Source organism: Nocardiopsis camelliae (assembly GCF_028993595.1).
Taxonomy (GTDB): Bacteria; Actinomycetota; Actinomycetes; order Streptosporangiales; family Streptosporangiaceae; genus Nocardiopsis; species Nocardiopsis dassonvillei.
Genome location: NZ_CP118614.1, coordinates 2,495,717 through 2,519,222 on the forward strand (window position 1 = coordinate 2,495,717; position 23,506 = coordinate 2,519,222).

The 23,506-nt window shown below is 71.3% G+C and carries 18 protein-coding genes, 1 pseudogene and 1 CRISPR repeat array; of the genes and pseudogenes, 12 read left to right on the top strand and 7 right to left on the bottom strand.

Features of this window, described 5'->3' with window-relative positions; translation table 11 throughout:
* The first annotated feature begins 281 nt into the window (after nucleotides 1-281).
* Nucleotides 282-1,088, top strand: a complete 807-nt coding sequence (locus tag PV789_RS10915) for a MerR family transcriptional regulator (RefSeq protein WP_274977299.1) — start codon at nucleotides 282-284, stop codon at nucleotides 1,086-1,088.
* 115 nt (nucleotides 1,089-1,203) lie between these two features.
* On the opposite strand, the gene PV789_RS10920 is transcribed toward PV789_RS10915, so the two are convergent.
* The 3 genes from PV789_RS10920 to PV789_RS10930 form a co-directional block, all read right to left on the bottom strand.
* Entirely contained in the window at nucleotides 1,204-3,096 is a 1,893-nt protein-coding gene (locus PV789_RS10920) for a S9 family peptidase (protein ID WP_274977300.1), read from the bottom strand.
* Nucleotides 3,097-3,591: 495 nt separating this feature from the next.
* Nucleotides 3,592-4,107, bottom strand: a complete 516-nt coding sequence (locus PV789_RS10925; protein WP_274977301.1) for an ATP-binding protein — start codon at nucleotides 4,105-4,107, stop codon at nucleotides 3,592-3,594.
* A gap of 171 nt (nucleotides 4,108-4,278) precedes the next feature.
* The gene (locus PV789_RS10930) at nucleotides 4,279-5,424 is read right to left on the bottom strand and encodes a methyltransferase domain-containing protein (RefSeq protein WP_274977302.1); all 1,146 of its coding nucleotides are present in this window, start codon (nucleotides 5,422-5,424) and stop codon (nucleotides 4,279-4,281) included.
* Between the two features lie 610 nt (nucleotides 5,425-6,034).
* Here PV789_RS10930 and PV789_RS10935 point away from each other — a divergent pair.
* Both PV789_RS10935 and PV789_RS10940 read left to right on the top strand, forming a co-directional pair.
* The gene (locus PV789_RS10935; RefSeq protein WP_274977303.1) at nucleotides 6,035-7,528 is read left to right on the top strand and encodes an NsdA family TPR-like regulatory protein; all 1,494 of its coding nucleotides are present in this window, start codon (nucleotides 6,035-6,037) and stop codon (nucleotides 7,526-7,528) included.
* Complete coding sequence (locus tag PV789_RS10940; RefSeq protein ID WP_274977304.1) at nucleotides 7,525-8,007, top strand: hypothetical protein; 483 nt, start codon at nucleotides 7,525-7,527, stop codon at nucleotides 8,005-8,007. Before PV789_RS10935 ends, PV789_RS10940 begins: the two co-directional genes overlap by 4 nt.
* Nucleotides 8,008-8,230: 223 nt before the next feature.
* Here PV789_RS10940 and PV789_RS10945 read toward each other — a convergent pair whose 3' ends face one another.
* Both PV789_RS10945 and PV789_RS10950 read right to left on the bottom strand, forming a co-directional pair.
* Complete coding sequence (locus tag PV789_RS10945) at nucleotides 8,231-9,124, bottom strand: alpha/beta fold hydrolase (RefSeq protein ID WP_274977305.1); 894 nt, start codon at nucleotides 9,122-9,124, stop codon at nucleotides 8,231-8,233.
* A gap of 34 nt (nucleotides 9,125-9,158) precedes the next feature.
* The gene (locus PV789_RS10950) at nucleotides 9,159-9,524 is read right to left on the bottom strand and encodes a VOC family protein (protein ID WP_274977306.1); all 366 of its coding nucleotides are present in this window, start codon (nucleotides 9,522-9,524) and stop codon (nucleotides 9,159-9,161) included.
* 158 nt (nucleotides 9,525-9,682) lie between these two features.
* Between PV789_RS10950 and PV789_RS10955 the strand changes: the two genes are divergently transcribed.
* Nucleotides 9,683-10,327, top strand: a complete 645-nt coding sequence (locus PV789_RS10955; protein ID WP_274977307.1) for a TetR/AcrR family transcriptional regulator — start codon at nucleotides 9,683-9,685, stop codon at nucleotides 10,325-10,327.
* A 100-nt stretch (nucleotides 10,328-10,427) separates the two neighbouring features.
* Nucleotides 10,428-11,798: direct repeats of the CRISPR family, unit length 29 nt; unit sequence GTGCTCCCCGCGCACGCGGGGATGGTCCC.
* A 124-nt stretch (nucleotides 11,799-11,922) separates the two neighbouring features.
* Here PV789_RS10955 and PV789_RS10960 read toward each other — a convergent pair.
* Together PV789_RS10960 and PV789_RS10965 are read right to left on the bottom strand one after the other, a co-directional pair.
* Nucleotides 11,923-12,360, bottom strand: a pseudogene (locus tag PV789_RS10960) (ATP-binding protein); the annotation flags it as partial.
* Between the two features lie 74 nt (nucleotides 12,361-12,434).
* Nucleotides 12,435-13,367, bottom strand: coding sequence for a helix-turn-helix domain-containing protein (locus tag PV789_RS10965; RefSeq protein WP_274977308.1), 933 nt, complete (start codon nucleotides 13,365-13,367; stop codon nucleotides 12,435-12,437).
* A 221-nt stretch (nucleotides 13,368-13,588) separates the two neighbouring features.
* Between PV789_RS10965 and PV789_RS10970 the strand changes: the two genes are divergently transcribed.
* The 8 genes from PV789_RS10970 to cas6e all read left to right on the top strand — a co-directional run bounded on the left by PV789_RS10970 (nucleotide 13,589) and on the right by cas6e (nucleotide 23,505).
* Entirely contained in the window at nucleotides 13,589-14,359 is a 771-nt protein-coding gene (locus PV789_RS10970; protein WP_274977309.1) for a GntR family transcriptional regulator, read from the top strand.
* Nucleotides 14,356-14,787: an NUDIX hydrolase gene (locus PV789_RS10975; RefSeq protein WP_274977310.1), complete on the top strand. Its 432-nt coding sequence runs from the start codon at nucleotides 14,356-14,358 to the stop codon at nucleotides 14,785-14,787. Before PV789_RS10970 ends, PV789_RS10975 begins: the two co-directional genes overlap by 4 nt.
* A gap of 672 nt (nucleotides 14,788-15,459) precedes the next feature.
* A complete protein-coding gene (gene cas3 / locus PV789_RS10980) occupies nucleotides 15,460-18,378 on the top strand; it encodes a CRISPR-associated helicase Cas3' (RefSeq protein WP_274977311.1) in 2,919 nt (972 codons plus the stop codon).
* Nucleotides 18,368-20,080, top strand: coding sequence for a type I-E CRISPR-associated protein Cse1/CasA (gene casA, locus PV789_RS10985; protein WP_274977312.1), 1,713 nt, complete (start codon nucleotides 18,368-18,370; stop codon nucleotides 20,078-20,080). Before cas3 ends, casA begins: the two co-directional genes overlap by 11 nt.
* Nucleotides 20,077-20,754, top strand: a complete 678-nt coding sequence (casB, locus tag PV789_RS10990; RefSeq protein ID WP_274977313.1) for a type I-E CRISPR-associated protein Cse2/CasB — start codon at nucleotides 20,077-20,079, stop codon at nucleotides 20,752-20,754. Before casA ends, casB begins: the two co-directional genes overlap by 4 nt.
* Nucleotides 20,755-20,873: 119 nt before the next feature.
* Nucleotides 20,874-22,061, top strand: a complete 1,188-nt coding sequence (gene cas7e / locus PV789_RS10995) for a type I-E CRISPR-associated protein Cas7/Cse4/CasC (protein WP_274977314.1) — start codon at nucleotides 20,874-20,876, stop codon at nucleotides 22,059-22,061.
* On the top strand, nucleotides 22,058-22,786 hold the full coding sequence (gene cas5e, locus PV789_RS11000) for a type I-E CRISPR-associated protein Cas5/CasD (RefSeq protein ID WP_274977315.1): 729 nt from the start codon (nucleotides 22,058-22,060) through the stop codon (nucleotides 22,784-22,786). Before cas7e ends, cas5e begins: the two co-directional genes overlap by 4 nt.
* Nucleotides 22,786-23,505 (top strand): type I-E CRISPR-associated protein Cas6/Cse3/CasE, encoded by a 720-nt coding sequence (gene cas6e / locus PV789_RS11005; protein ID WP_274977316.1) that lies wholly within the window; start codon nucleotides 22,786-22,788, stop codon nucleotides 23,503-23,505. Before cas5e ends, cas6e begins: the two co-directional genes overlap by 1 nt.
* The last annotated feature ends 1 nt before the right edge of the window (nucleotide 23,506 follow it).

The window sequence follows — 23,506 nt, forward strand, 5'->3', positions numbered from 1 at the left end:
CATCCGCCTGTGGAAAGGCAACGGGGCTGCCTGTGGAAAGACAACCCGGGGAAAGACAACCGGTCTTGTCCGCCCGCGGAGAGGCATCCACCCCGCTCATCCGCGCACAGCCGACCACTGTGCCGCCCGGCCGGGCAACTCCCGGTCGGGTGCGCGGTCCTCGGCCCACAACGACCGGACACGCGGCACGGGCCGCGCACCCCGGACTGCGTACCGCTTGGTCTGCACTAGCGTTCCCGGTGGAGCGAAGGCCACCGGACCGTGAGCGCGGAGGGAACGTCATGGCGTGGAGCACCCGTCAACTGGCCGAGCTGGCCGGAACGACCCTGCGGACGGTGCGGCACTACCACGAGGTCGGTCTGCTGGCCGAACCCGAGCGCGGCGCCAACGGCTACAAGCACTACAAGGTCGAGCACCTGGTGCGGGTCCTTCGCGTCAAACGGCTGTCGGACCTGGGGTTCTCCCTGGTGCAGATCGCCGAGATGGGGGAGGCCGACGCCTACCCCGAACAGGAGCTGCGGGCCCTGGACGACGAACTCGTCCAGGCCATCGAACGCCTGCGGCGGATGCGCGAGGAGCTGGCCCTGGCCCTGCGCGGGTCCGGGCCGACCGAACTACCGCCCGATATGGCCCTGGCCACCGCCGGGATCGCCATGACCGAGGCCGACCGCTCGCTGACCGCGGTCATGGCGCGCCTGTTCACCCCGCAGACGCAGCGGGCCCTCACGGAGTTGGCGCGGGCCTACGGCTCCGGTTCCTCCGACGAGGAGTTCAACAACCTGCCCACCGACGCCGACGAGCAGACCCGGCACGAGCTAGCCGAACGGCTGTGGCACGCCTCCCGCGAGGTTCTGTCCGACCGTCCGGAGCTGCGCATCTCCGAGGCCACGACGGCCATCGACCGGCACAAGGCCGAGCAGGCGTTCACCGCGGCGCTGAACGACCTGTACAACCCCGCCCAGCTCGATGTCCTCAACCGCCTCTCCCGCGCGGCGATGGCGGACCAGCAAGCCGACCAGCAGGCCGAAGAGCGGACAGATCGGCAAGCCGACCGGCAGGCCGAAGAGCAGGCGGACCAACGGCCCTGACCGGTCGGGTGGCCCACGGGTCCCGCGGGCCCCGCGATCGTCGGCCCCGCCCGGCCGGGACACGGTGGGAGGGCTGGGCCCCGGCCGCCCCCGTGCGGCCGGGGCCCAGCCGGGCTCAGTCCCGGCGTCCGCCGAGATGGCGGGCGAGGAAGCGCTCGGCCGTGCGGTGGAGGTCGAGCTGGTTCTCCGGGTTGACGAACCCGTGTCCCTCGTCCTCCTTGAGCAGGTACTCCACGTCCACGCCGCGCTCGCGCAGCGCGGCGACGATGTTGTCGGACTCGGCCTTGACCACGCGGGCGTCGTTGGCGCCCTGCGCCACCATCAGCGGTGTGGTGATCCGGTCCACCCGGCTGATCGGTGAGCGGGCCAGCATGTCGGCCTCCTGCTCGGGGACGTCCGGATCTCCGACGTAGCGGTACCAGTTGTTGGCCAGCGCGGGCCGGACGAACGCCGGTTGGTTGCGCATGAAGTTGGCCAGGTCGGAGATGCCGACGTAGTCGACGGCGGCGGCGAAGCGGCCGGGGGTGAAGGTGACCCCCACGAGCGCGGCGTAGCCGCCGTAGGAGCCGCCGAAGATCGCCACCCGGTCCGGGTCGGCGTAGCCCTGTGCGACGGCCCAGTCCACGGCGTCGATGAGGTCGTCGTGCATCTTCCCGGCGAACTCGCCGATCGCGGCCTTCATGTGGGCCTTGCCGAACCCGTTGGAGCCGCGGAAGTTGACCTGGAGCACGGCGTAGCCCCGGTTGGCCAGCAGCTGGACGGTCGGGTCGAAGCCCCAGGCGTCCCTCGCCCACGGGCCGCCGTGCACCATCAGCACCATCGGCAGGTTCTCGGGCTCCACGCCCACCGGCAGGGTCAGGTAGGAGGGCATCTCCAGGCCGTCCCGGGCGGTGACGGTGACCGGCCGCATGGGGGCCATCGCGTCGGGGTCCAGGTGCGGGTGGGGGCGGAACAGCAGCCGGGACTCCCCGGTGGAGTGATCGTAGAACCAGGTCGCGCCCGGGTCGCGGTCGTGGGTGAAGCTCACGACCCACCGCCGCCCGTCGGCGTCGGACGACAGTCCCGCCACATCCCCCTCGGACAGCTTCTCCAGTTCGGCCAGCACCTCGGCGAAGTGCGGGTCCAGGGCATGGATGACCTGGCGCTCGCCCAGGTAGCGCACCCCCAGCAGCTCGCCACGGTGGTCGAGGATCAGCGGCGGGGGAAGGGTGGAGACCTGCGCGCGCGTGTCGATGTCGAAGTCCGGGTGGCTGTCCACCTCGGTCTCCTCACCCGTGGCCATGTCGGCGCGTACCAGGCGGGTGCGGTCGGTGCCCCGGCTGGAGCCGACCCACATCCCGGTCCCGTCCGGTGTGACCTGTGCGGGAAAGACGCCCAGCGGATAGTCGGCGCCGTCGTACACCAGGACGCTGCTCGTGGTGCCCGTCGCGGAGTCGTGACGGGAGATCTCGAAGTCGTTGTTCTCGTTGAGAGTGGTGGAGAGCAGCTCGCCCTCCCTTCCCCGCGTCCAGATCCTCGCGGCGCCGGGGCTCTGGGCCAGCATGGTGAGTTCGCCGGTGGCCACGTCCAGCTCGTGCAGGTCGAACTCCGCGACATTGCGGGCGTTGAGCGAGACGGTCATCCTCCCCGGGCGTCCCCGGGACGGCTCGAAGCTGACGACACGGGCGCCGGGGAAGGGGGTCAGGTCCACTGTGGTGGGCTCGGCGGCGTCCAGGTCGACCCGGAAAAGGTGCCAGTTCTCGTCGCCGCCGCTGTCCTGGAGGTAGAGCAGCCAGCGCGCATCGTCGGTCCACTGGTAGCTCTGCACGCTGCGGCTCTCGTCCGCGGTCACGCAGCGCGGTTCGCCGTCGAACTCTCCGGCTTGGTCGAGGTCCTGGACCCAGACGTTGAGCCGGTCCTTCCACGGCGCCAGGTAGGCGATGCGGGTTCCGTCCGGCGAGATCGTCGCATCAGCGCGCTCCGGCGGGCTGAAGAAGTCCTCGACCGGGACCAGGTCGGGCAGTGCCATGTCGTTCCTCTCGTTCGTGCCCGGTGAGACCGGGGAGTCGAAGATCAGGAGAAACCATGCCGACACGGCACACTCAAGGATCCGCGAGTGTGACGGGGGACACTCTTCGTGTGTTCGGGGGCGCCCGGAGTTCGCCGGGGGTGGCGTCGAGTCCTTGTCGGGGGGCCCGCCGCGGACCGACGCGCGTATCCGGCCGGAGTCGCCGTGGTCCGGTGCCCTTTCCCGGCCGGGCCCGACCGACCCTTCCCCGGTCGGGCCCGCTCCGGTCCGGTGCCGGTTCCAGCCCCGGCACCGGAGTGGTTCGCCGCGCGGTTCGGTTCACGGCCGCGGTCCGGTTCCGCGTCGGGCCCCGGCCTTCCCCCGCCGGGGCCCGTCCGCCAGCCTGCTTCCAGGGCCGGTCCGCGTGCTCGTCCACCGGCCCGCCTCCCGGTCCGGTCACCGCGCCCGTCCGCGAGCCAGGCCCCGGGCCCAGCTCCAACCCGGGGCCCGAACCGCCTACGCCGCCACCCGGCGCGGGCTCCACCGCGGCGCGAGGTCGAACTCGGCCCAGATCACACGACCCGCGTCCTCGCCCGGCGCACCGGCCCGACGGGTTCCCCAGCGGGCGGAGAAGTGGCCGATGAGCAGCAGCCCCTGCCCCAGCGCGAGTTCCCGCCAGTCCTGGTCCGCCTCCGGACCCGGCACGCTCGCCAGGGCTCCCGGAATCCACCGGTCCGCCACCGACAGCCGCAGGACGCGGCGGCCGCCGGGGTCATGGCGCAGCACGAGCGTGCGCACCACCTCCGCCCCGCTTCCGCTGGGCAGGACCCGCCCCATGGTGCTGGTCAGCATCTCGCTGGCGCACAGCACCACGGCCGCGACCAGTTCCTCGTCGGCGCCCGAGACCCGCGACAGGTCGGCACGCAGGTCGGCCCGGGCTCTTCGGATGGCTGCCAGGTTGGCGGGGTAGCTGCGGCGCTTCCAGCGCCTGTCCAGGTCGAGCGGTCGCCGTGGGCGTGGCAGGACGGTCATCTGTCTTCTCCTCGGTTCGTGCGACGGCCGCACGGGCGGTTCCCACGGGAACGGCCTTCGCGGTCCGTCTGGTCCTGGTGTTCTGTCGTGTCTGTGTGCCTTCATGCCTCGGCGTTCTCGGAGGCCCCGGAAACCCCGGGAGCACGCGGCGCCAGCGCTCCGCCGGCCTCCTCACCTCATGGCGGCGAAGATCGTGGCCTCGTCGTCCAGCCACACCAGCTGGTGTTCGGCCGACACCGTCAGTCCGAACCGGGTGTGGACGGGACGCCCCGCCTCCACCCACAGCAGGTGGGCCGCCTCCAACTCGTCGAACAGCCTGCGGGGGCCGTGCTGGCGCACCTCGTAGCCCTGGTCCCGGTGCCCGGGGTCGATGTGCCAGGAGGCCCACGACCAGGTCGAGGAGTCCAGCAGGTACACCGTGAACCGCGGGTCCTCGGGGCCGCCCCCGAGCCGGACGATCCGATGCACGTCCGGCAGCTGCAACCCCACCGCGAAGGCTCCGTCGGAGTCGCCGACCACCTCTCCCGGGTGCAGCCGGGAGCACGTCGTGGTGTGCTCGTCGTCGTCCGGGCGGACGTAGGTCTCCAGCAGGTGGCGCGGGGTGCGGTCCGCGCGCGCCCACATGCGGTCGGTGTGCCCGGTGAACCTGCCGTGCGCCGTCCCGTGCGGGCCGACCACGAGATCGGCCGTCACCCCGTGGTGGAAGGCGGTTCCCCACGGAGTCAGGACGCGTCCGCCGGGCTGGCACTGCGCCACCCACGCGTAGGGGACGCGCTGCACGGTCACCGCACTGACCACCCGGTCGTAGGGTGCGCGCCCGGCCCAGCCGCGCATGCCGTCCCCGCTGACCACCAGCGGTGTGAGGCCCGCGCTCATCAACCGCACCCGCGCCTGTTCGGCCAGCTCGAAGTCGATCTCCACCGAGGTGACGGCGTCGTCGCCCAGGAACCGGGCGAGCAGGGCGGCGGTGTACCCGCTGCCGGTGCCCACCTCCAGCACCCGCATGCCCGGTGCCAGTCGCAGCCGCTGCACCGTCTCGGCCACCGAGGACGGCGCAGGGGACGAGGACGTGGGCTCTCCGGGGCCGTAGCGGGCGCCGTCGTCGACCTGGGTGACGACGGGAACGTCGGCGTAGGCCGCCTCCAGCCACCGCAGTTCGCCGCGGTAGCGGTCGACGGGCACGCCCGTGTCGGGGGCGGCGATCTCGTCGGGCAGGAATAGGTGCCGCGGTACCGCCGCGAAGGCCCCGCGCCACTCCGCGGCCAGAGCGCCCTCCTCGACGAGGCGTTCGACCATCCTCTCGTGCGGGGGGATCATCTGCCGCACCTCCCGCACCGTCTGACGCACTGTGCGCTGACGCCCCGGGCACGCCGGGCACGCCGGGCGTGACAGGCGTGCCCGACATGTCCGCCGTACCTGATGCGCTCGCCGTACCTGACAGGTCCGGAGTGTCCGGCGGACGGAGCACGCTCGGCGTGCCCGGGGTGCTCGACGCATCCGATGTGTCCGGGACGCTCGACGTTCCCGACGCGTTCGCGATAACCAAAGGTTCTGGTGTGGCTGGTTCGCCCAATGAGTCCGATGCGTCCGGGGTGCTCGACGTCTTCGACGAGTCCGGGGCACTCGGCGAGTCCGATGTGTCCGGGACGCCCGCTCCGACTGCGCCTTCCGCGCCGCCGGACGGGCCTATCGCTCGTGTGAACAGCACCGACACCGGCTCCGGACCCGTGGCCCGTGCCGCCGCCGTGCCCTGCCTGTGGGGTGGAGGTCACCGCTCTTCTCCTCGGGGGGTGTCCCCGGCATGGACGAACCAGGGTCTTGCGTCCATTACGGGGACGGGAGTTTCCGGGTAAGGATTACTACGGAAGATGTAACGCCGTTCGTCCACGAGGACGGAATTCCGTGCCGATATACACCGGCGGTATGCATGACGAAATCCCAGGTCGGTCCACGTCTTTCCCCGTCACGGGCTTTCTGGGCCCGTGCCGACGTCCTGCGGTCGCTGGCCGAGCACGACGCCGGAGCCCTCTTCGGGCTCGTCCGACAGCACACCGGTGCCAGCCAGCAGACGATCGGCTCCGCCGTCGACATGGCCCAGCCACACGTGAGTGCGATCATGGCGGGAAGACGCCTGGTCACCGCGCTCAGCACGTGGCAGCGCATCGCCGACGGCCTGGCCATGCCGTCCGAGGCCCGCCGGACCCTTGGCCTCGCGGATTCGGGTGACGAGTATTCGAAGGGCGTTTCCTGGACAGAATCCTCTCTGCAAGAAGGCGATTTATGGTCCGCGTCCAGAACGGCGCAGGACATCGTCGACATCACGCTGAAGGACCTGATGAAACGCAGAGACGCATTCGCGGTCGGCGGCGCGCTCCTGATGGGCGCCGCACTGACGGAGACGCTGGAACACTGGCTGCTGCCCGGCCCGGCCGCCCCCGGCCTGGTCCGCGGCACGATCGGAGAGGCCGAGCTGGGGCGCATCGAGGCCGCCACCGTGGCGCTGCGGCACTGGAACGACCGGTGGCGCCTGGGGGTGCGCCGCAAGGCCGTCGTCGGACAGCTCTCGGAGGTGTCCGAACTCGTGGAGACCCCCCAGCCCGCCTCCGTGCAGAACCGGCTGTTCGCGGTGATGGCCGAACTGTCCAAGACCGTCGCCTCGATGTCCTTCGACGCCGGGGACCACCCCACCGCGCAGCGGTACTACACCCTCTCCCTGCGCGCGCTCCACCAGGCCGGACCCGAGCACCGCCCCTACGGCGTCGGAGTCCTGGCCGACATGGCCCGGCAGATGCTCGACCTGCACCGGCCCGAGGACGCCCTGGACATCTCCCGCCTCGCGCTCGACAGCGCGGACTCCACCGGCGCGCCCGCGCTCGTCCGGGCGATGCTGCGCACGCGCGAGGGCTGGTCCTACGCGCGGATGGGCAGGTCGGAGGCCTACCGCCGCACGGTCATCCAGGCCGAGGACCTCCTGGAGGGCGCCAACGGCGAGGAGGTGCCCGACTGGGTGGGCGGCTTCGACCACGCCGAACTGGCCGGGGTGGTCGGCGCCCGCTACCGCGACCTCGCGGTGCTCCAGGAGGAGCCGGGCGCGCGCCGCAGGCACGCCGAGTCCTCCGCCGCCTACATCACCAAGGCGCTCCAGCTGCGCGCGCCCTCCGGCAAGCGCGGCCGCGCCTTCGACCTCATCGGGCTGGGCCGCACCTACCTGCTGCTCGACGAGCCCGCCGAGGCCGCCCGGGTGGTGCGCCAAGCCGCGGCCCTCGAACCCTCCCTGGGCTCGGGCAGGGTCCGCAGACGCCTGCGCGACTGGTACACCGAGTCCGCCACGCACCACCGCGACCCGCACGTGGCCGCGGTCCGCGATGAGTTATCACATACGCTGCTGCACCATCAGCGAAATGTGAAAGGGATGACGTGACTCGTATCGGAATCACCGGTCATTCGAATCTTTCCGGCGACAGCGTCACTTTGGTGCGCAAAGCGCTGGTGGCGGCACTCGACCCCCATGCCGACGACAGGCTGGTCGGCGTCTCCTGCCTGGCGCGCGGCGCGGACCAGCTCTTCGCCGAGGCCGTGCTGGACGTCGGGGGCAGACTGGAGGTGGTGCTGCCCTCGGCCGACTACCGCGAGGCCAAGGTCAAACCCGCCAACCTCGACCGCTTCGACGACCTGCTCGTGCGCTCCTCACTGGTGCGCTACATGCCGCACCGTCGGGCTGGCCGCGCCGCCTACGAGGACGCCAACGAGGCCGTCCTGGACTGGGTGGAGCTGATGTTCGCGGTCTGGGACGGTCAGCCCGCCGACGGCAGAGGCGGGACCGCCGACGCGGTCGAGGCGGCGCGGTTGAGGGGCGTGCCCGTGGAGGTCATCTGGCCGGAGGGAGTCCAGCGGGACTGAACCCGGCACCTGGCGCACCGCCCCGCCCCGCGCGTGGAGTGGCGTGACGGAGCGGGGCGGTGCGGGCCGGTTCCGGGGCGCGTGCCGGAGCGGACAGGCCGGACCGCCCGGTCGTGTGCGTCCGAAACCCCGGCCGGTGCCGGGGAAGGGCGTGGTCGGGACCGGGCGGTCCTGACCACATCCGGCCAACACTGCTCCGGCCGGTCGGTGCTGCCCCGGTCGGTCAGCGCCGCTCCGGTGCGCCGTCCAGCGCGCCGTGCAGGGCTTCGGCGAAGGCGCGGGGATGGGTTCCGAAGCCCGTGTGGTCACCGGGGAAGGCGACCGGCTCCGTGCCCAGGAGCCGCACCAGCGCCAGCCCGATGTCGTGGATGGGCTTCCCGGCGGAGGCGTCGCCCAGACCCACCGTCACCGGGACCCCGCCCGCCCGCAACGCCTCCACGTCGGGCCGGTACAGCGACAGCGGCATCAGCCCGTGGGCCAGGAAGTACCCGAAGTTGCCGCTGACCCGCTCGAAGGTCTCGGGGTCCTCGTGCATCGGCCCTTCCGTTGCGGCGCCCTCCGGCTCCGGCCCGTCCTCCTCCTGCGCCTCCCCGTCCTCCTCGTCCAGGCCGTTCAGCGCCATGAACTTGCCGATCGCCGCCTCCACGCCCTCGCGCCGGTAGGTGTCGTAAACCTCCTGGTCGCGGGCGAGCACCTCCGAGGGGTCGTCGAGCAGCATGAGGCAGGGCGGCTCGTGCGCGAGCAGCGCGCGCACCGCCCCGGGGTGGCGCACGGCCATGTCGAGCCCGATCTGGGCGCCCGCGCTGTTGCCGAACACGTAGGCCGGGCCCCCGCCCACCTCGGCGACCAGCCTGGCGGCGTCGTCGCTGTGCACCTCCACCCGCTGGTCCTCGGGCTCGCCGTCCAGCTCGCTGCGCGAGTTGCCGCGGGGATCGTAGGCCACGGTCGTGTAGCGGTCGGCCAGGTGCTCGGCCAGGGCGGTGTAGACGCCCGCGTCCTGCGGGCCGCCGGGGATCATCAGCAGCACGGGGCCCGAACCGCGGACCTCGTAGTGGATGCTGGCACCCGGCACCTTCAACGTGTGCGCTCCCGGTGAGTGGCACGAGTGGTGCGACATGTCTGCGTCTCCCTGCCTCTTGCGTGCCCGTTGGTCAGCTGTCGCTGAGCACCATGCGGTTGCCCTCGCTGTCGCGGAACTCGGCGGCCGTGACCCCCGGCTGCCACATCGCCTCCCCCGGTTCGGTGACGATCTCCACGCCCGCGGCGCGCAGGGCCTCGACCGTGCCCTCGACGTCCTCCGTCACCAGGACCATGACCGGTTCGGCTGACGGGTTCTCGTCCGCGCGGCGCTGGAAGTGCAGGCGGGTCCGCGAGCCGGGGAAGCCGAGCTCGATCCACCGCCACCCGTCTTCGGACATGGGCGCGTCGGTCGCCACGGTGCAGCCGAGGCGGTCGGTGTAGAAGGCCTTGGCCCGCTCCTGGTCGAAGACGGGGAGTTCGGCGAACTTGACGTACATGGGGTTTTTCCGTTCCCTCTGACGCGCTACCGCGTTCGGTCCGCCTTCAAACTGGACCGTCCAGTACCGCATGTGGTGTGGAACTAGACCGTACGGTACCCATAGGACAAAAGGGTCGAAACGAAACCTGGAACGACGAAGACGAGGTGTTGGACAGCGTGAACCCGCCAGCGGAGGAGGAGCTGAGTCGCTCGGCCCGCAAGCGCCGGGCCATCCTGGGCGCCGCGGAGGAGGTCTTCCTCAGGGGTGGTTACCTCGGGACCAACATGGACGAGATCGCCGCGCTGTCGGGGGTGTCGAAGCAGACGGTCTACAAGCACTTCGGCAGCAAGGAGGGGCTGTTCGTCGAGATCGTCACCAGCATGACCTCGGGTGCGGGGGACGCGGTGCGCGACGAGACGCCCGAGCCCGACCGGATCGAGGACGTGGAGGCGTACCTGCGTGACTACGCGCGTCGGCAGCTCACGGTGGTGCTCACGCCGCGGCTGATGCGGTTGAGGCGGATGGTGATCGGCGAGGTCGCTCGGTTCCCCGAGCTGGCGCGGGTGCTGTACGAGTGCGGGCCGCAGCGGGCGATCGAGGGGTTGGCGGAGAGCTTCGCCCGGCTGGGGGAGAGGGGGCTGTTGGCGGTGGGGGAGCCGTTGCGGGCGGCGTCCCACTTCAACTGGCTGGTGATGTCGGAGCCGGTGAACCGGGCGATGCTGCTGGGGGACGAAGCCATTCCGACAGAGGCGGAACTGTGCCAGCATGCGGAGGAGGGCGTGCGGGTGTTCCTCGCTGCTTATGGGGTCGGCGGTCGTTAGGGGAGTTGTGGGGTTGCTGGGTTTTATGTCTTCGGTGTCTGTTTTTCGAGAAGTTGGAAAAACGGCTGCTTGCCGCTGGTAAGTTTGCAGGTCGTTGACTGTGCTCCCCGCGCACGCGGGGATGGTCCCACCGCCGACTACGCCGCTCAGGTGGAACTCCGGTGCTCCCCGCGCACGCGGGGATGGTCCCCAGTCGGCAGTACGGCAAGGCCATCGCGGGGCGTGCTCCCCGCGCACGCGGGGATGGTCCCAGGAACGGCGCTGGCAGCCGGGTGGTGGTGTGGTGCTCCCCGCGCACGCGGGGATGGTCCCGGGACGGGCTGGAACAGGTCCACGCTCCCAGTGTGCTCCCCGCGCACGCGGGGATGGTCCCACCCCGGCCACCACCACCAGCCCCGCCACCAGGTGCTCCCCGCGCACGCGGGGATGGTCCCCAGTGCGACGGGCTGTCGGGGTTGGTGGTGCCGTGCTCCCCGCGCACGCGGGGATGGTCCCTCCTCGTCGTGCTGGCGCTCCGCGTACACGGGGTGCTCCCCGCGCACGCGGGGATGGTCCCACGAGGATCTGCTGGGGCTGCGACGGCGAAGTGTGCTCCCCGCGCACGCGGGGATGGTCCCACGAGGATCTGCTGGGGCTGCGACGGCGAAGTGTGCTCCCCGCGCACGCGGGGATGGTCCCACCCCCGGTCGATGGTCATCGTCGACGTGATCGTGCTCCCCGCGCACGCGGGGATGGTCCCCGCCGACGGCGACCCCGCTTTCTGATGTCGAGGTGCTCCCCGCGCACGCGGGGATGGTCCCTGCGGTGACCAGCTCACGGCGCTGGTGCTACGGTGCTCCCCGCGCACGCGGGGATGGTCCCACACCCGTGCGGCTGGACGTCGCCACGCTGGTGTGCTCCCCGCGCACGCGGGGATGGTCCCGTCGACGCGGCCCGCGCGCCCGTCCAGGTCCCGTGCTCCCCGCGCACGCGGGGATGGTCCCCCGCACGTGCCGGACGGGGCGGTGCCGCTGGCGTGCTCCCCGCGCACGCGGGGATGGTCCCGTCGACGCGGCCCGCGCGCCCGTCCAGGTCCCGTGCTCCCCGCGCACGCGGGGATGGTCCCCCGCACGTGCCGGACGGGGCGGTGCCGCTGGCGTGCTCCCCGCGCACGCGGGGATGGTCCCACGCGCCCGTACCTGGTCCCGGCTGTGGACATGTGCTCCCCGCGCACGCGGGGATGGTCCCACGCGCCCGTACCTGGTCCCGGCTGTGGACATGTGCTCCCCGCGCACGCGGGGATGGTCCCGATGAACTCGTGCATGTGGACCAGGCGGGCCTGTGCTCCCCGCGCACGCGGGGATGGTCCCCACGTCGCCGTCGTGCAGCGGTACCTGTGGATGTGCTCCCCGCGCACGCGGGGATGATCCCAAGCTGGACCCGTTCGACCGGGACTACCACGAGTGCTCCCCGCGCACGCGGGGATGGAGCTATCGAGCGTCCCTAGGTTTCTCTGAGCCAGGAAGCCCGAACTCCGCCCAGGTCACCGTCCCCAGCCCCGCACAGAAGGGGAACTCCAGCACGGGACGGAACCCCCAGGCCACCGACAGGTTCTCGACAAGCAGCAGACCCCGGCCGCGCTCGGCTTCCTGCCATTCCTCAGCCGTGCGCTGGCGAGGAATGCGGGGGCTGGCGTCCTTGGCGCCGTCGTCGATCATCGACAGCCGCAGCACAGTCCTGCCGTCCAGCGTGGTGTGAACGGCCAGCGTCCGGATGACCCGGCCCTCGGCCTCACCGGAACGCGAGTGTTCGACGGCGTTCGCGAACATCTCGCTGGCGCACAGCACCACCGTCTCGATCAGATCGTCACCGCTCTCGGTGAACCGGATCAGGTCGGCGCGCAGGTCCGAGCGCACGCGGCTGGCGGTGGCCAGGGCTCCGGGGTACAGGCGCGGCTCCCAGCGCCGTTCCGGGTCGGCGGTGATCGGCGAGGTCTGCGGCACAATGACCATGCCGGTATCTCCTTTTCTGTTGGGTTTTCGAGTGCTGGTCATGCCCTGGAGGCGCGCTAACGCCTGCCAGGGCTTCAACGTGTCCGACCGGGAACACGTGGGGACGAACCGCCTGGTCAGGCCCTGGCCACGGTGGTGGTTCCGTGGGTATCGCCGAATCCTTCAACGCCGCCCACGGTGAGGGCGCGACGCCGGGGCTTCTCGGGAAAGCGCTCGACCGCCTGGTCCAGCAGCCGCAGCGAGTCGGCTGGCGACAGCGCCACGCCCTGGAGGGTGGCGAACAGGTCGGCGTAGCCCTTGATGTGGGTGGCGTCGGTGACCAGGTGGCCCGGCCCGCGCGGGTGCGGGGTGTAGGCCAGGCAGTGCCTCGGGGAGAAGGCCAGCGTCCAGAACGCTCCGCGCAGGCCGGGATGGGGCGCGGTGCCCTCCGGAACCACGTGCACGGTGATGCTGTCGCTGTCGGCCAGGTCGCGCAGGCGGGACAACTGGCCGCGCATGACGTTGGGAGGGGCGACGGGCCGGGTGAGGGCGCCTTCGTCGACGATCAGGCAGTGGTACGGCGGTCCGGATGCCGTGCTGTAGAGCTTGCAGAACGCGGGTCGGTCCCTGGCGAGGAAGGCAGCTTCCATGGGGCGCTCGGCCCGGTTCAGCGCGCGGGCGTAGTCCTCGGTCAGGAAGCTGTCGGGCAGGACGAGGGGCGCGTACGCCCGGACCTGGAACGCCTGGGGGAGAAGGTCGGCGGCTGTGGCACCGGCGCGGAGGCTGGTGGTGATGAACGTCTGTGCCCAGGCGTCCCACAGCACGCCTTCCGCTTCCAGCGCGCCGTCGAGGTGGCGGGCGTCGTTGCGCTGAGGCTCGCTGGTGCCGGTCTCGATGCCGTTGATCCGGCTGGGGGAGACGAAGGCGTCCTGGGCCAGCTCCTCGACCGACAGGCCCAGGCGTTCCCGGGCTGCCCGTACCCGCTCTCCGAACCGCTCCCAACGGCTTTCGACGGACTCTTCCCGGCAGCTTTCCTGTTTGGCTGTCCGCGGGTGTGCGCGTTCCGACATGGCTGTCCCCTGTATCCCGAAAAGAACGATTTGGTGCTTGGCGTAGGCCTGTGAGCTGGCTCCACGCTGCTTGGTGAAGACGGTAGGAACTTATTGCATAAGAGTCAAGTCTTATGCGATAAGTTGGCGGCATGGGTTGGGAGACAGAGGCTCGCTGGTCTGGCGGGGGCTCGCGCTACGGTGAGGCACGAGTACACGTGATGCTGGAAGGAACACGCTGGATGAGCACCCTCGAACCGTCCAAGGCGCGGTACAAGCAGGTGGCCGCGATCTTGCGCGAGGCCATTCGAAGGGGTGACTACAGACCCGGAACCACATTGCCCAGCCAGCCGGACCTCGCCCGTCAGTACGGCCTCAACCAGAGTTCGATCAGCCGAGCCGTGGCCATGCTTCAGGCGGAGGGGTGGGTCCGCACCGAACACGGGAAAGGTTCCGTGGTGCTGGACATGCCCACCGTCAAGCGTGTGCGGCGCATGGGTACGGATTACCGCTTTTCAGAGGGACGAAGTTCCTACGCGGAGGAGCTGGCCGAGGTCGGCCTCGCACCGCGAACTGAACTTGTCCGCTGGGGTGTCGAGCCTGCTTCCGACGAGATCGCCGGGATTCTGGAGATGGACCCTGAGAGCCAGGGTCAGGTTCTGGTGAGGCGGCGTCACATGTTCGCTGACGAGAAGCCGGTCCAAATCGCGACCTCGTACGTGCCCCTCGACGTGGCTGGGAGCGCTGACCTTGCCATGCCGGACACCGGGCCGAGTGGTATCTACGCTCGTCTCGCGGAACGGGGCTTCGGGCCGGTGCGCTTCACGGAGGACATCGAGGTGCGAAGCGCTACGGCTGAGGAAGCGGATTTCCTGGAGGTTGCTGGTGGTCAGCCCGTGTTCTCCATCCTGCGGACCGCCTTCGACGCCGATGGGCGCCGCGTCGAGGTCTGTGTGAACATCCTGGCGGCGCTTCGCTGGAGACTGACTTACGCGTGGGAGCAGGGCGCATGAACGCGAGTCCTGTGCACAGCGTGAGCGTTACCGGTGTGGTGATCCGTCCCGAGGACGGCAAGGTCCTGGTGATCAAGCGGGCCGACGACGGGCGTTGGGTGCCGCCCGGCGGCGTTCTCGAACTCGCGGAGACACCTGAGGAGTGCGCCGTTCGGGAAGTGCGTGAGGAGACCGGCGTTGAGGTCAAGCCTGTTCGGCTGACCGGCGTGTACAAGAACATGAAGCTCGGCGTGGTCTCCCTGGCCTTTCTGTGTGAGCCGATTGGAGGCGAGGCGCAGGTCACCTCTGAGGCGCGTGTGGTCACGTGGATGACTATCCAGGAAGCCGTCTCCGCTGTTCCAGAGGCACGAAGTGTCCGTATCACGGACGCGGTGCGTGACGACGGCCCCTTCGTGCGGGCACATGACGGAACCTATGTAACGAATTAGGCGAGAAGCTTATTTTTTTCGTCCTTTTCGTTCTTTGGGGTTTCCTGTGAAGATATTCGCAAGGCCAGGCCTTCTAGGGCCAATGTGTCATGCTTTGTGACTGTGGATGCATCGGATGTGGCCATTGACCCATTTTTGAGTTTTGTTATTACAATGCTCATGAATATGGGGTGTGAAGCCATATCGTCAAAAATGTCCGATTTGGGCATGTGTTGCCTGTCTGATCAGGGGCTTTCTGGTGAGCCGCCTGGGAGCCTATCACGTGTTGAAGCTTCTCGTTAACGCTAGCCACATGCTCTACTAACAACTTCGTTAGTATGCTTCGGCGCTAGCCACATGCTCTACTGCCTACTTCGTTTGTGTTTGGTTTGATGAATATATCGCCTTGCCCCTAAGGTAGTTGTGTTGCTCTCGGATGGCTTCGAGATTGCCCCTGAAGTGGGTAGCAGAGTTGTGGCTAGCGTTAAATGCTCCTCGCGCACGCGGGGATGGTCCCACCCGGCACGTGCCCCGCTCCATGGGCATGGAGTGCTCCCCGTACGCACGGGGATACGCCCGGCACACGAGCCACTCGGTTTACGCGGACGGGTAAACCCCCCTGGCCAGAAGCGGACAGGGCAAGTTTCGGCGTTTGCCTGCGAAGGCGCCTCGAACTCCTGTTCACTGTGCCCCATGACGCACGAAGGGCGCCCTCAGCCCTGGAAAGACCCCCTCTCCGAGGCCGCCCGACGCACCTGGGCCAAACACGACTTCGGCTCCGACGGCTGGCTGCCCCTCTACCGCCACATGGCCGACAGCGCCGCCGTCGCCACCAGGCTCTGGGACGAGTGGCTCCCCGCGCAGGTCCGCGACCACATCAGCCGTGCACTCCCCGACGGCGATCACGACGCCCGCGTCCTCGCCGTCTGGCTCGCCGCCACCCACGACATCGGCAAGGCCACCCCCGCCTTCGCCTGCCAGGTCGAACACCTCGCGGACGACATGCGCGCGCACGGCCTCGACATGCCCCTCCAGAAGCAGATGGCCGACCGCAACCTCGCCCCCCACGGCCTGGCCGGACAGCTCCTCCTCCGCGACTGGCTCGTCGCGCACCACGGCTGGAAAGCCCGCGACACCCACCAGCTCACCGTCGTCGCCGGAGGCCATCACGGAGTCCCACCCGGCTACTCGGCCATCGCTGAACTCGACCGGCACCCCCAGCTCCTCCGCACCCCCGGCCACGAGCGCGCCTGGACCACCATCCAGACCGAACTCCTCGACACCGCCGCCCGCGTCACCGGCGCGGCCGAACGCCTCTCCGCCTGGAACTCCCTCAAGCTCCCGCAGACCGTGCAGGTCCTGCTCACCGCCCTCGTCATCGTCGCGGACTGGATCGCCAGCAACCCCGAACTCTTCCCCCTCTTCCCGGGCGCAGGAAAGCGCAGCACCGACCCCGAGCGCACCCGCGAGGCCTGGCGCCTCCTCGACCTCCCCCGGCAGTGGCAGGCCGAGGAACCAGGCGGCACCGCGGCGGAACTCTTCGCGGAACGCTTCGCCCTGCCCGAGGGCGCGACCGTCCGCCCCGTCCAGGAACAGGCGGTCGAGGCCGCGCGGCGGATGGCCGGCCCAGGCCTGATGATCGTCGAGGCCCCCATGGGCGAGGGCAAGACCGAGGCGGCCCTGGCCGTGGCCGAGATCTTCGCGGCCCGGTCCGGCGCGGGCGGCTGCTTCGTCGCCCTCCCGACCATGGCCACCAGCAACGCCATGTTCGGGCGCTACCTCACCTGGCTCGACCGCCTCCCCGGAATGCCGGAGGAGGCCGCCTCCGTGTTCCTCGCCCACTCCAAAGCGCACCTGAACGAGGAGTTCACGCAGCTCATGGGAGGTGGCCGCCGCCTGGCCGACGACACCGACCGCGACGCCGAGGACGCCGGGACCGGCACGGGCAGCACCCCCCGCACCCCCGCCGCCCTCACCGCCCACCGCTGGCTCCGGGGACGCAAGAAGGGCATGCTCTCCTCCTTCGCCGTCGGCACCGTCGACCAGCTCCTCTTCACCGGCCTCAAGAGCAAGCACCTGGCCCTGCGCCACCTGGCCATGGCGGGCAAGGTGGTCGTCATCGACGAGGCCCACGCCTACGACACCTACATGAACGCCTACCTCGACCGCGCCCTGTCCTGGCTGGGCAGGTACGGCGTCCCCGTGGTCGTCCTCTCCGCCACCCTGCCCGCCGGGCGCAGGCGCGAGCTGGCCGAGGCCTACACCGGCGCTTCGGGAGCGGGGTACGACGAGGTCGGGAAGGCCCGCGCCTACCCCCTCATCACCACGGCCGAGACCGGTGCCGCGCCCCGCCTGTACGCCCCCGCCGCCTCCGGCCGCGCCACCGACGTGGTCGTGGAACCCCTGTCCGACGACCTCGACGCGCTCGCCGCGCACCTGGAGCACGCCCTGGCCGAGGGCGGCTGCGCCCTGGTCGTGCGCAACACCGTCGCGCGCGTCCACGAGGCCGCCGCGCACCTGCGTGCCCGCTTCGGCACCGACACGGTCACGGTCACGCACTCGCGCTTCCTCGCCCTGGACCGCGCCGCCAACGACGACGCCCTGGTGGCCGACTACGGGCCGCCCGCCAAGGTCGCCGAACTCGGCGGCGAGCGCCCCACCCGCCACATCGTGGTCGCCAGCCAGGTCGTGGAGCAGTCCCTGGACGTGGACTTCGACCTGCTGGTCACCGACTTGGCCCCCGTCGACCTCGTGCTCCAGCGCATGGGCCGCCTGCACCGCCACCCGCGCGGCCGGGACCAGTCCGACCGGCCCGAGCGCGTGCGCCGGGCCCGCTGCCTGGTCACCGGTGTGGACTGGGACGAGGTGCCGCCCCAACCGGTACAGGGTTCGCGGACGGTATACGGGCAGTACCCCCTGCTCCGCTCCCTGGCAGTGCTCCGCACCCGCCTGGAGTCCGGTGCCGCTGACGGGGACGCCGCCCGCACGGTTCGTCTCCCCGAGGACATCAGCCCTCTGGTCCAGGACGCCTACGGCGACCGGGACCCCGCCCCCGACACCTGGAGTGAGGCGATGGCCGAGGCACTCGACGGATACGAGACCGAACAGGCGCGCAAGGGCGAGAAAGCCGAGACCTTCCTGCTCAAACCGGCCGCCCGGGACGGCCGCGCGCTCATCGGCTGGGTCGAGGCCGGGGTCGGTGAGGCCGACGACACCCAGGCCGGCAAGGCCCAGGTCCGCGACACCCGCGACAGCCTGGAGGTCCTGGTCGCCCGCCGCGCCGCCGACGGCACCGTGACCACCGTTCCCTGGCTGGCCGACGGGCGCGGCGGACTGGACCTGCCCACCGGCACCGCGCCGCAGCCCGCCTCCGCACGGGCCCTGGCGGCCTCCGCGCTCCGGCTGCCCTACCAGTTCACCTTCCCCAAGGAACTGGACCGGGCCATCACCGAACTCGAAACCGACCTCGTCCTCGCCTGGCAGACCAAGGATGCCCACTGGATCGCCGAGGAACTCATCCTCTTCCTGGACGAGGACGACCGCGCCGAACTCGCCGGATTTCGACTGCACTACACCCCGACCGACGGACTGGAGGTCCACCGTGCCGACTGACGCCTCCGGGCCGACGCCACCCCCACCGCGACCCGCGCCCCCACCGACGCTCCCGCCCTCCTTCGACCTGACCAGCCGGCCCTGGGTCCCCGTCCAGCGGCTCGACGGGACGGAGGCCCAGCTCTCCCTCACCGAGGTCTTCGAGCAGGCCGCACAGATCCGGCGTCTGGTCGGGGACGTGCCCACCCAGGACTTCGCCCTCCTGCGGCTGCTCCTGGCGGTCCTGCACGACGCGATCGACGGCCCGGAGGACATCGAGGACTGGGCGGACCTGTGGGACGGGGGTCGGGGAGAACTCCCCGCGGACCGCGTCCGCGACTACCTCGGCGAGCACCGCGACCGCCTCGACCTGCTGCACCCGACCGCGCCCTTCCTCCAGGTGGCGGAGCTGCGCACGGCCAAGGGCGAGCACTCCTCCCTCGACCCGATCGTGGCCGACGTCCCCAACAACGCGCGCTTCTTCACCATGCGCGCGCACGGGGCCGAAAGTCTGGGCTTCGCCGAGGCCGCCCGCTGGCTCCTGCACGCCCACGCCTACGACACCTCCGGGATCAAGTCCGGTGCGGTCGGTGACCCCCGCGTGAAGGGTGGCAAGGTCTACCCGCAGGGAGTGGGGTGGTCCGGCAACCTCGGCGGGGTGTACGTGGAGGGCGACGACCTGCGCGCGACCCTCCTGCTCAACCTGCTGCCCCGCGACACCGACAACCTGCGTTCGCGCCCCGACGACCGCCCGGCCTGGCGCCGGGCCCCGGCCACCGCCGAGGCCCTCGGGGGAGCGGAGGCCCAGACCCGCCCCCACGGCCTGCGCGACCTCTACACCTGGCAGAGCCGCCGCGTCCGCCTGCACCACGACGGCGAAGCGGTCCACGGCGTCCTGCTCGCCTACGGCGACCCGCTCACCCCGCGCAACAAGCACGACCGGGAGCCCATGACCGCCTGGCGGCGCAGCCCCGCCCAGGAGAAGAAGCTCGGTGAGGAGCAGGTCTACCTGCCCCGGGACCACGACCCCGCCCGCAGCGCCTGGCGCGGCCTCGCCGCCCTGGTCACCGGTCGCGTCCGGGGCGCCGAACAGCGCCGCGAGGCCGCGAAGGTCGTGCGCCCCCGGGTGCTGGACTGGGTCGCGCGCCTGACCGTGGAGGAGTACCTGGACAAGGGCTTCCTTCTCCGCACACGCCTGGTCGGCGCCGTCTACGGCACCCAGCAGTCCGTCATCGACGAGATCGTGGACGACACCGTCGCCATGCCCGTGGTCCTGCTGCACGAGCAGGACATCGCTCTCGGCCAGACGGCGATCGACGCGGTCAACGACGCCGAGGAGGCGGTCATGGTCCTCGGTGACCTGGCCACCGCCCTCGCCGACGCGGCGGGCGCGGACGGGGAGGGACCCCGGGCCGCCGCGCGCGACCGCGGGTTCGCGGAGCTGGACGAGCCCTTCCGCAAGTGGCTGCGCGGCCTCAACACCACTGAACCCCCTCTGGAACAGCGCCGCACGTGGCAGCTCACGGCGCACGAGATCGTCTCCCGGCTCGGCGGCGAACTCATGGACACGGCCGGGGAGGCCGCCTGGACGGGCCGGGTCGTGGCCACCAAGAAGGGATCGGTCTGGCTCACCGCCTCCCGGGCCGACCTGCGCTTCCGCTTCGCCCTGCGCAGGGCGCTCCCGCTGACCAACACCGACCACTCCCCGCAGGAGGAGCAGTGACCACCACGAGCACCGCCGAGTTCGTGCCCGAACTCAAGGACGTCGGGGAGCTGGTCGACGAACGCGTCCGCCAGCTCCAGGGCGGCTACCTCAAGGACCTCCCCGAGGCCGTCGCCACCCTGGCCAAGCTGCGCCGGGGCGCGGGCAAGCCCGTCGAGGCCGTGCCCGAACTGGTGGGGCTGACCCTGGACCACCGCTTCTACGAGCGCTTCTCCGTCTCCGACCCCCGCACCGAGGACGCCGAGGCCGCCGCGCACGAGGCGCTGACCCTCTACGCCCTGCACCAGCAGTCCAAGCGCGAGAAGGGCATGCACCGGCGCGGGCGCGGCCTCGGCGACGCGGTCCGCCGCCTTATGCCGCCCGGGGACATCGACGAACCGCTGCGCAGGAGGTTCGTGCAGGCGGGGAGCGCCGCGCACCGCGCCACCCGCCTCGACCGGCTCCGGGGGATCGTCCAGCTCCTGCGCGCCGAGGACATCCCGCTCGACTACGGGCTGCTGGCCGACCAGCTCCACGACGCCCGCACCCGGCCCGGGGCCGAACGCGTGCGCCGTGCCTGGGGCCGCGGTTTCCAGGCCTACCGGCACTCGGAGGGCGCCGGAACGGACGGCGCCGAGGCCGACGACGCCACCGGCCACCAGGACACGCGGACCGCGACCGGCACCTCCGACTGACAGCGCCCTTCGCGCACCGCCTCCCGACTCCGGCCGAGGCCCGGCACCACCAGCCCGCTTCGCCCCCCGCCCCGCCCGGGTGCGCCCGCGGACGGGCACCGACGAGACAAGGACACACCATGAGCCGCACCATTCTCGACGTGCACGTGTTGCAGACCGTGCCGCCCAGCAACATCAACCGCGACGACACCGGCGCCCCCAAGACGGCCGTCTACGGCGGCGTGCGCCGGTCCCGGGTCTCCAGCCAGGCCTGGAAGCGCGCCACCCGCCTGGCCTTCGACGCCCTGCTCGACCCCCAGGAACTGGGCACCCGCACCAAGCGCGTCGCCGAGCTGGTCGCCTCCCGCATCCGTGAACGGGACTCCTCCATCGAGGAGGCCGAGGCGCTGGCCCTGGCCGCGGAGACCGTCCAGGTCGCCACCGGCTCCAAGATCGAGGTGCCCAAGCGCAAGGCCGACGCCGCCAAGAAGAACGGCACCAAGGCACCCGCCCCCGAGTCCGCCTACCTGATGTTCCTCAGCGCGCGCCAGCGCGACGGGCTCGCCGAACTCGCCGTGGAGGGCCGCGAGGACATCAAGACCTTCCTCAAGGACAAGGACAACAAGGCCCGCGCCAAGGCCGTGGCCGACACCCGCCACTCGGTGGACATCGCCCTGTTCGGCCGCATGGTCGCCGACGGCGCCGACGTCAACGTGGACGCCGCCGCCCAGGTCGCGCACGCCCTCAGCGTGCACGCGGTGGAGAACGAGTCCGACTACTACACGGCCGTGGACGACCGCAACCCCGAGGAGGAGACCGGCGCGGGCATGATCGGCACCGTCGAGTTCAACTCCGCCACCCTGTACCGCTACGCCGCCGTGGACGTGGACCTGCTGCGGAAGAACCTGGGGGAGGGGCTGCGCGAGGACGAACCGGTTATCGAACCGCTGCGCCGCGCCGTGGAGGCGTTCGTGCGCGGGTTCGTGGAGTCGATGCCCACCGGCAAGGTCAACACCTTCGGCAACCACACCCTGCCCGACGCGGTCGTCGTCAAGCTGCGCGGCGCGCGCCCGATCAGCTTCGTGGGGGCCTTCGAGGAGCCCGTGGAGGCGGGTGCGGGGCACGTCGCCCAGGCCAGCGCGCGCCTGGCCGAGTACGTGCCGCAGGTGGAGCGGGCGTTCGGGGCGGCCGACGACGTCGACACCTGGGTGGTGCGGGTGGGGGAGCGCACCGCCAAGCTCTCCGGCCTGGGCGAGGAGGTCACCCTCCCCGAACTGGTCGAGCGGGTCGGCGCGGCCGTCGCCCAGCGCCAGGCGCCGCGGGCATGAGTGCGGTGAGCGTCCTGCCCCTGGTTCTGGCGGGCCCGCTCCAGGCCTGGGGCTCCGCCTCCCGGTTCGCCCGCCGGGGCACGGAGAACGCCCCCACCAAGAGCGGCGTGCTCGGGCTGCTCGCCGCCGCCCTGGGACGGGACCGGACCGCCGACCTGTCCGACCTGGCGGCGCTGCGCTTCGGTGTGCGCTTGGACCAGCCCGGAATCCGCGTGCGCGACTACCAGACCGCCAAGCACCTGGACACGGACACGTCCATGCCGGTGTCGGAGCGCTTCTACCTGTCCGACGCCGTGTTCCTCGCGGCGGTGGAAGGCGAACGGGACCTGGTCGCCGAGCTGTACCGGGCGGTCCGCGAACCCGTCTACCTGCCCTACCTCGGCAGGCGCTCGTGCCCGCCCTCCCGCCCGCTCGACCTGGGCGAGCCCCAGGAGGGGCGCGTCGAGGACGTCCTGGCGGGGCGCCCCTGGCAGGCGGCCGACTGGTACCAGCGGCGCACCGGGCGCCGTCAGGGCGCAGTGATCGCGCTGACCACGCTGGTGGACGCGGCGCCCGGCGACGGCCGGGCGGACTCGCTGCGCGACCTGCCGCTGAGCTTCGATCCGGCGCACCGCCGCTACGCCCTGCGCGCGGTGCATGCCGACTCGGTCGGCGTGCCGAACCCGTTCGCGCGGCGCCGGCCGGTTCCCGACCACGATCCCACGGCTGCCCTGGGAGGAAGCTGATGTACCTCACCCGATTCCGGTTCAACACCCACCGCCCCGGAGCGAGGAAGCTGCTGTCCTCGCCGCAGGCCATGCACGCGGCCGTGATGGGCTCCTACGCGAACCTGCTGCCCAGCGACACGGACGGCCCCCGGGTGCTGTGGCGGGTGGACCGCAACGCCCGGGCGGAGGTGTTCCTGTACGTGGTGGGCCCGGACCGGCCCGACCTGACCCACGTGGTGGAACAGGCCGGGTGGCCGACCGACCCGGAGAACGCGTGGCGGACGCACGAGTACACGGGGTTCCTGAAGAGGCTGGAGGCCGGGCAGACGTGGGCGTTCCGGCTCACCGCCAACCCCGTGCACAGCATCCGCCGAAGAGACGGCGAGCCCACCAAGCCCACCGCGCACGTCACGCCGCGCCACCAGGCGGGGTGGCTGCTCCAGCGCCAGGAGCGGTGCGGTTTCGAAATCGTGCGCAAGCCCGCTGAGCAGCAGCTCCTCCCGGGCGAGGACGAGCACGAACTGGTCGTGCACGACCGCGACGCGCGCGGCTTCGACAAGGCGGACCCGCGCCCGGACCGGCGGGGAAAGCGGATGCGGGTTCCCGTGGTCACCGCGACCTTCGACGGAAGGCTGACCGTCACCGACCCCGACGCGCTGCGCCGCACGCTGTGCGCCGGGCTGGGCCGGGCCAAGGCCTACGGCTGCGGGCTGATGACCCTGGCGCCGGTGGGGTGAG

Excerpts from the sequence above, each read along its gene's own strand:
- PV789_RS10915 (WP_274977299.1), top strand. The coding sequence starts at position 282 with ATGGCGTGGAGCACCCGTCAACTGGCCGAGCTGGCCGGAACGACCCTG.
- PV789_RS10920 (WP_274977300.1), bottom strand. The coding sequence starts at position 3,096 with ATGGCACTGCCCGACCTGGTCCCGGTCGAGGACTTCTTCAGCCCGCCG.
- PV789_RS10925 (WP_274977301.1), bottom strand. The coding sequence starts at position 4,107 with ATGACCGTCCTGCCACGCCCACGGCGACCGCTCGACCTGGACAGGCGC.
- PV789_RS10930 (WP_274977302.1), bottom strand. The coding sequence starts at position 5,424 with ATGATCCCCCCGCACGAGAGGATGGTCGAACGCCTCGTCGAGGAGGGC.
- PV789_RS10935 (WP_274977303.1), top strand. The coding sequence starts at position 6,035 with ATGACGAAATCCCAGGTCGGTCCACGTCTTTCCCCGTCACGGGCTTTC.
- PV789_RS10945 (WP_274977305.1), bottom strand. The coding sequence starts at position 9,124 with ATGTCGCACCACTCGTGCCACTCACCGGGAGCGCACACGTTGAAGGTG.
- PV789_RS10950 (WP_274977306.1), bottom strand. The coding sequence starts at position 9,524 with ATGTACGTCAAGTTCGCCGAACTCCCCGTCTTCGACCAGGAGCGGGCC.
- PV789_RS10965 (WP_274977308.1), bottom strand. The coding sequence starts at position 13,367 with ATGTCGGAACGCGCACACCCGCGGACAGCCAAACAGGAAAGCTGCCGG.
- PV789_RS10970 (WP_274977309.1), top strand. The coding sequence starts at position 13,589 with ATGAGCACCCTCGAACCGTCCAAGGCGCGGTACAAGCAGGTGGCCGCG.
- PV789_RS10975 (WP_274977310.1), top strand. The coding sequence starts at position 14,356 with ATGAACGCGAGTCCTGTGCACAGCGTGAGCGTTACCGGTGTGGTGATC.
- cas3 (WP_274977311.1), top strand. The coding sequence starts at position 15,460 with ATGACGCACGAAGGGCGCCCTCAGCCCTGGAAAGACCCCCTCTCCGAG.
- cas7e (WP_274977314.1), top strand. The coding sequence starts at position 20,874 with ATGAGCCGCACCATTCTCGACGTGCACGTGTTGCAGACCGTGCCGCCC.
- cas5e (WP_274977315.1), top strand. The coding sequence starts at position 22,058 with ATGAGTGCGGTGAGCGTCCTGCCCCTGGTTCTGGCGGGCCCGCTCCAG.
- cas6e (WP_274977316.1), top strand. The coding sequence starts at position 22,786 with ATGTACCTCACCCGATTCCGGTTCAACACCCACCGCCCCGGAGCGAGG.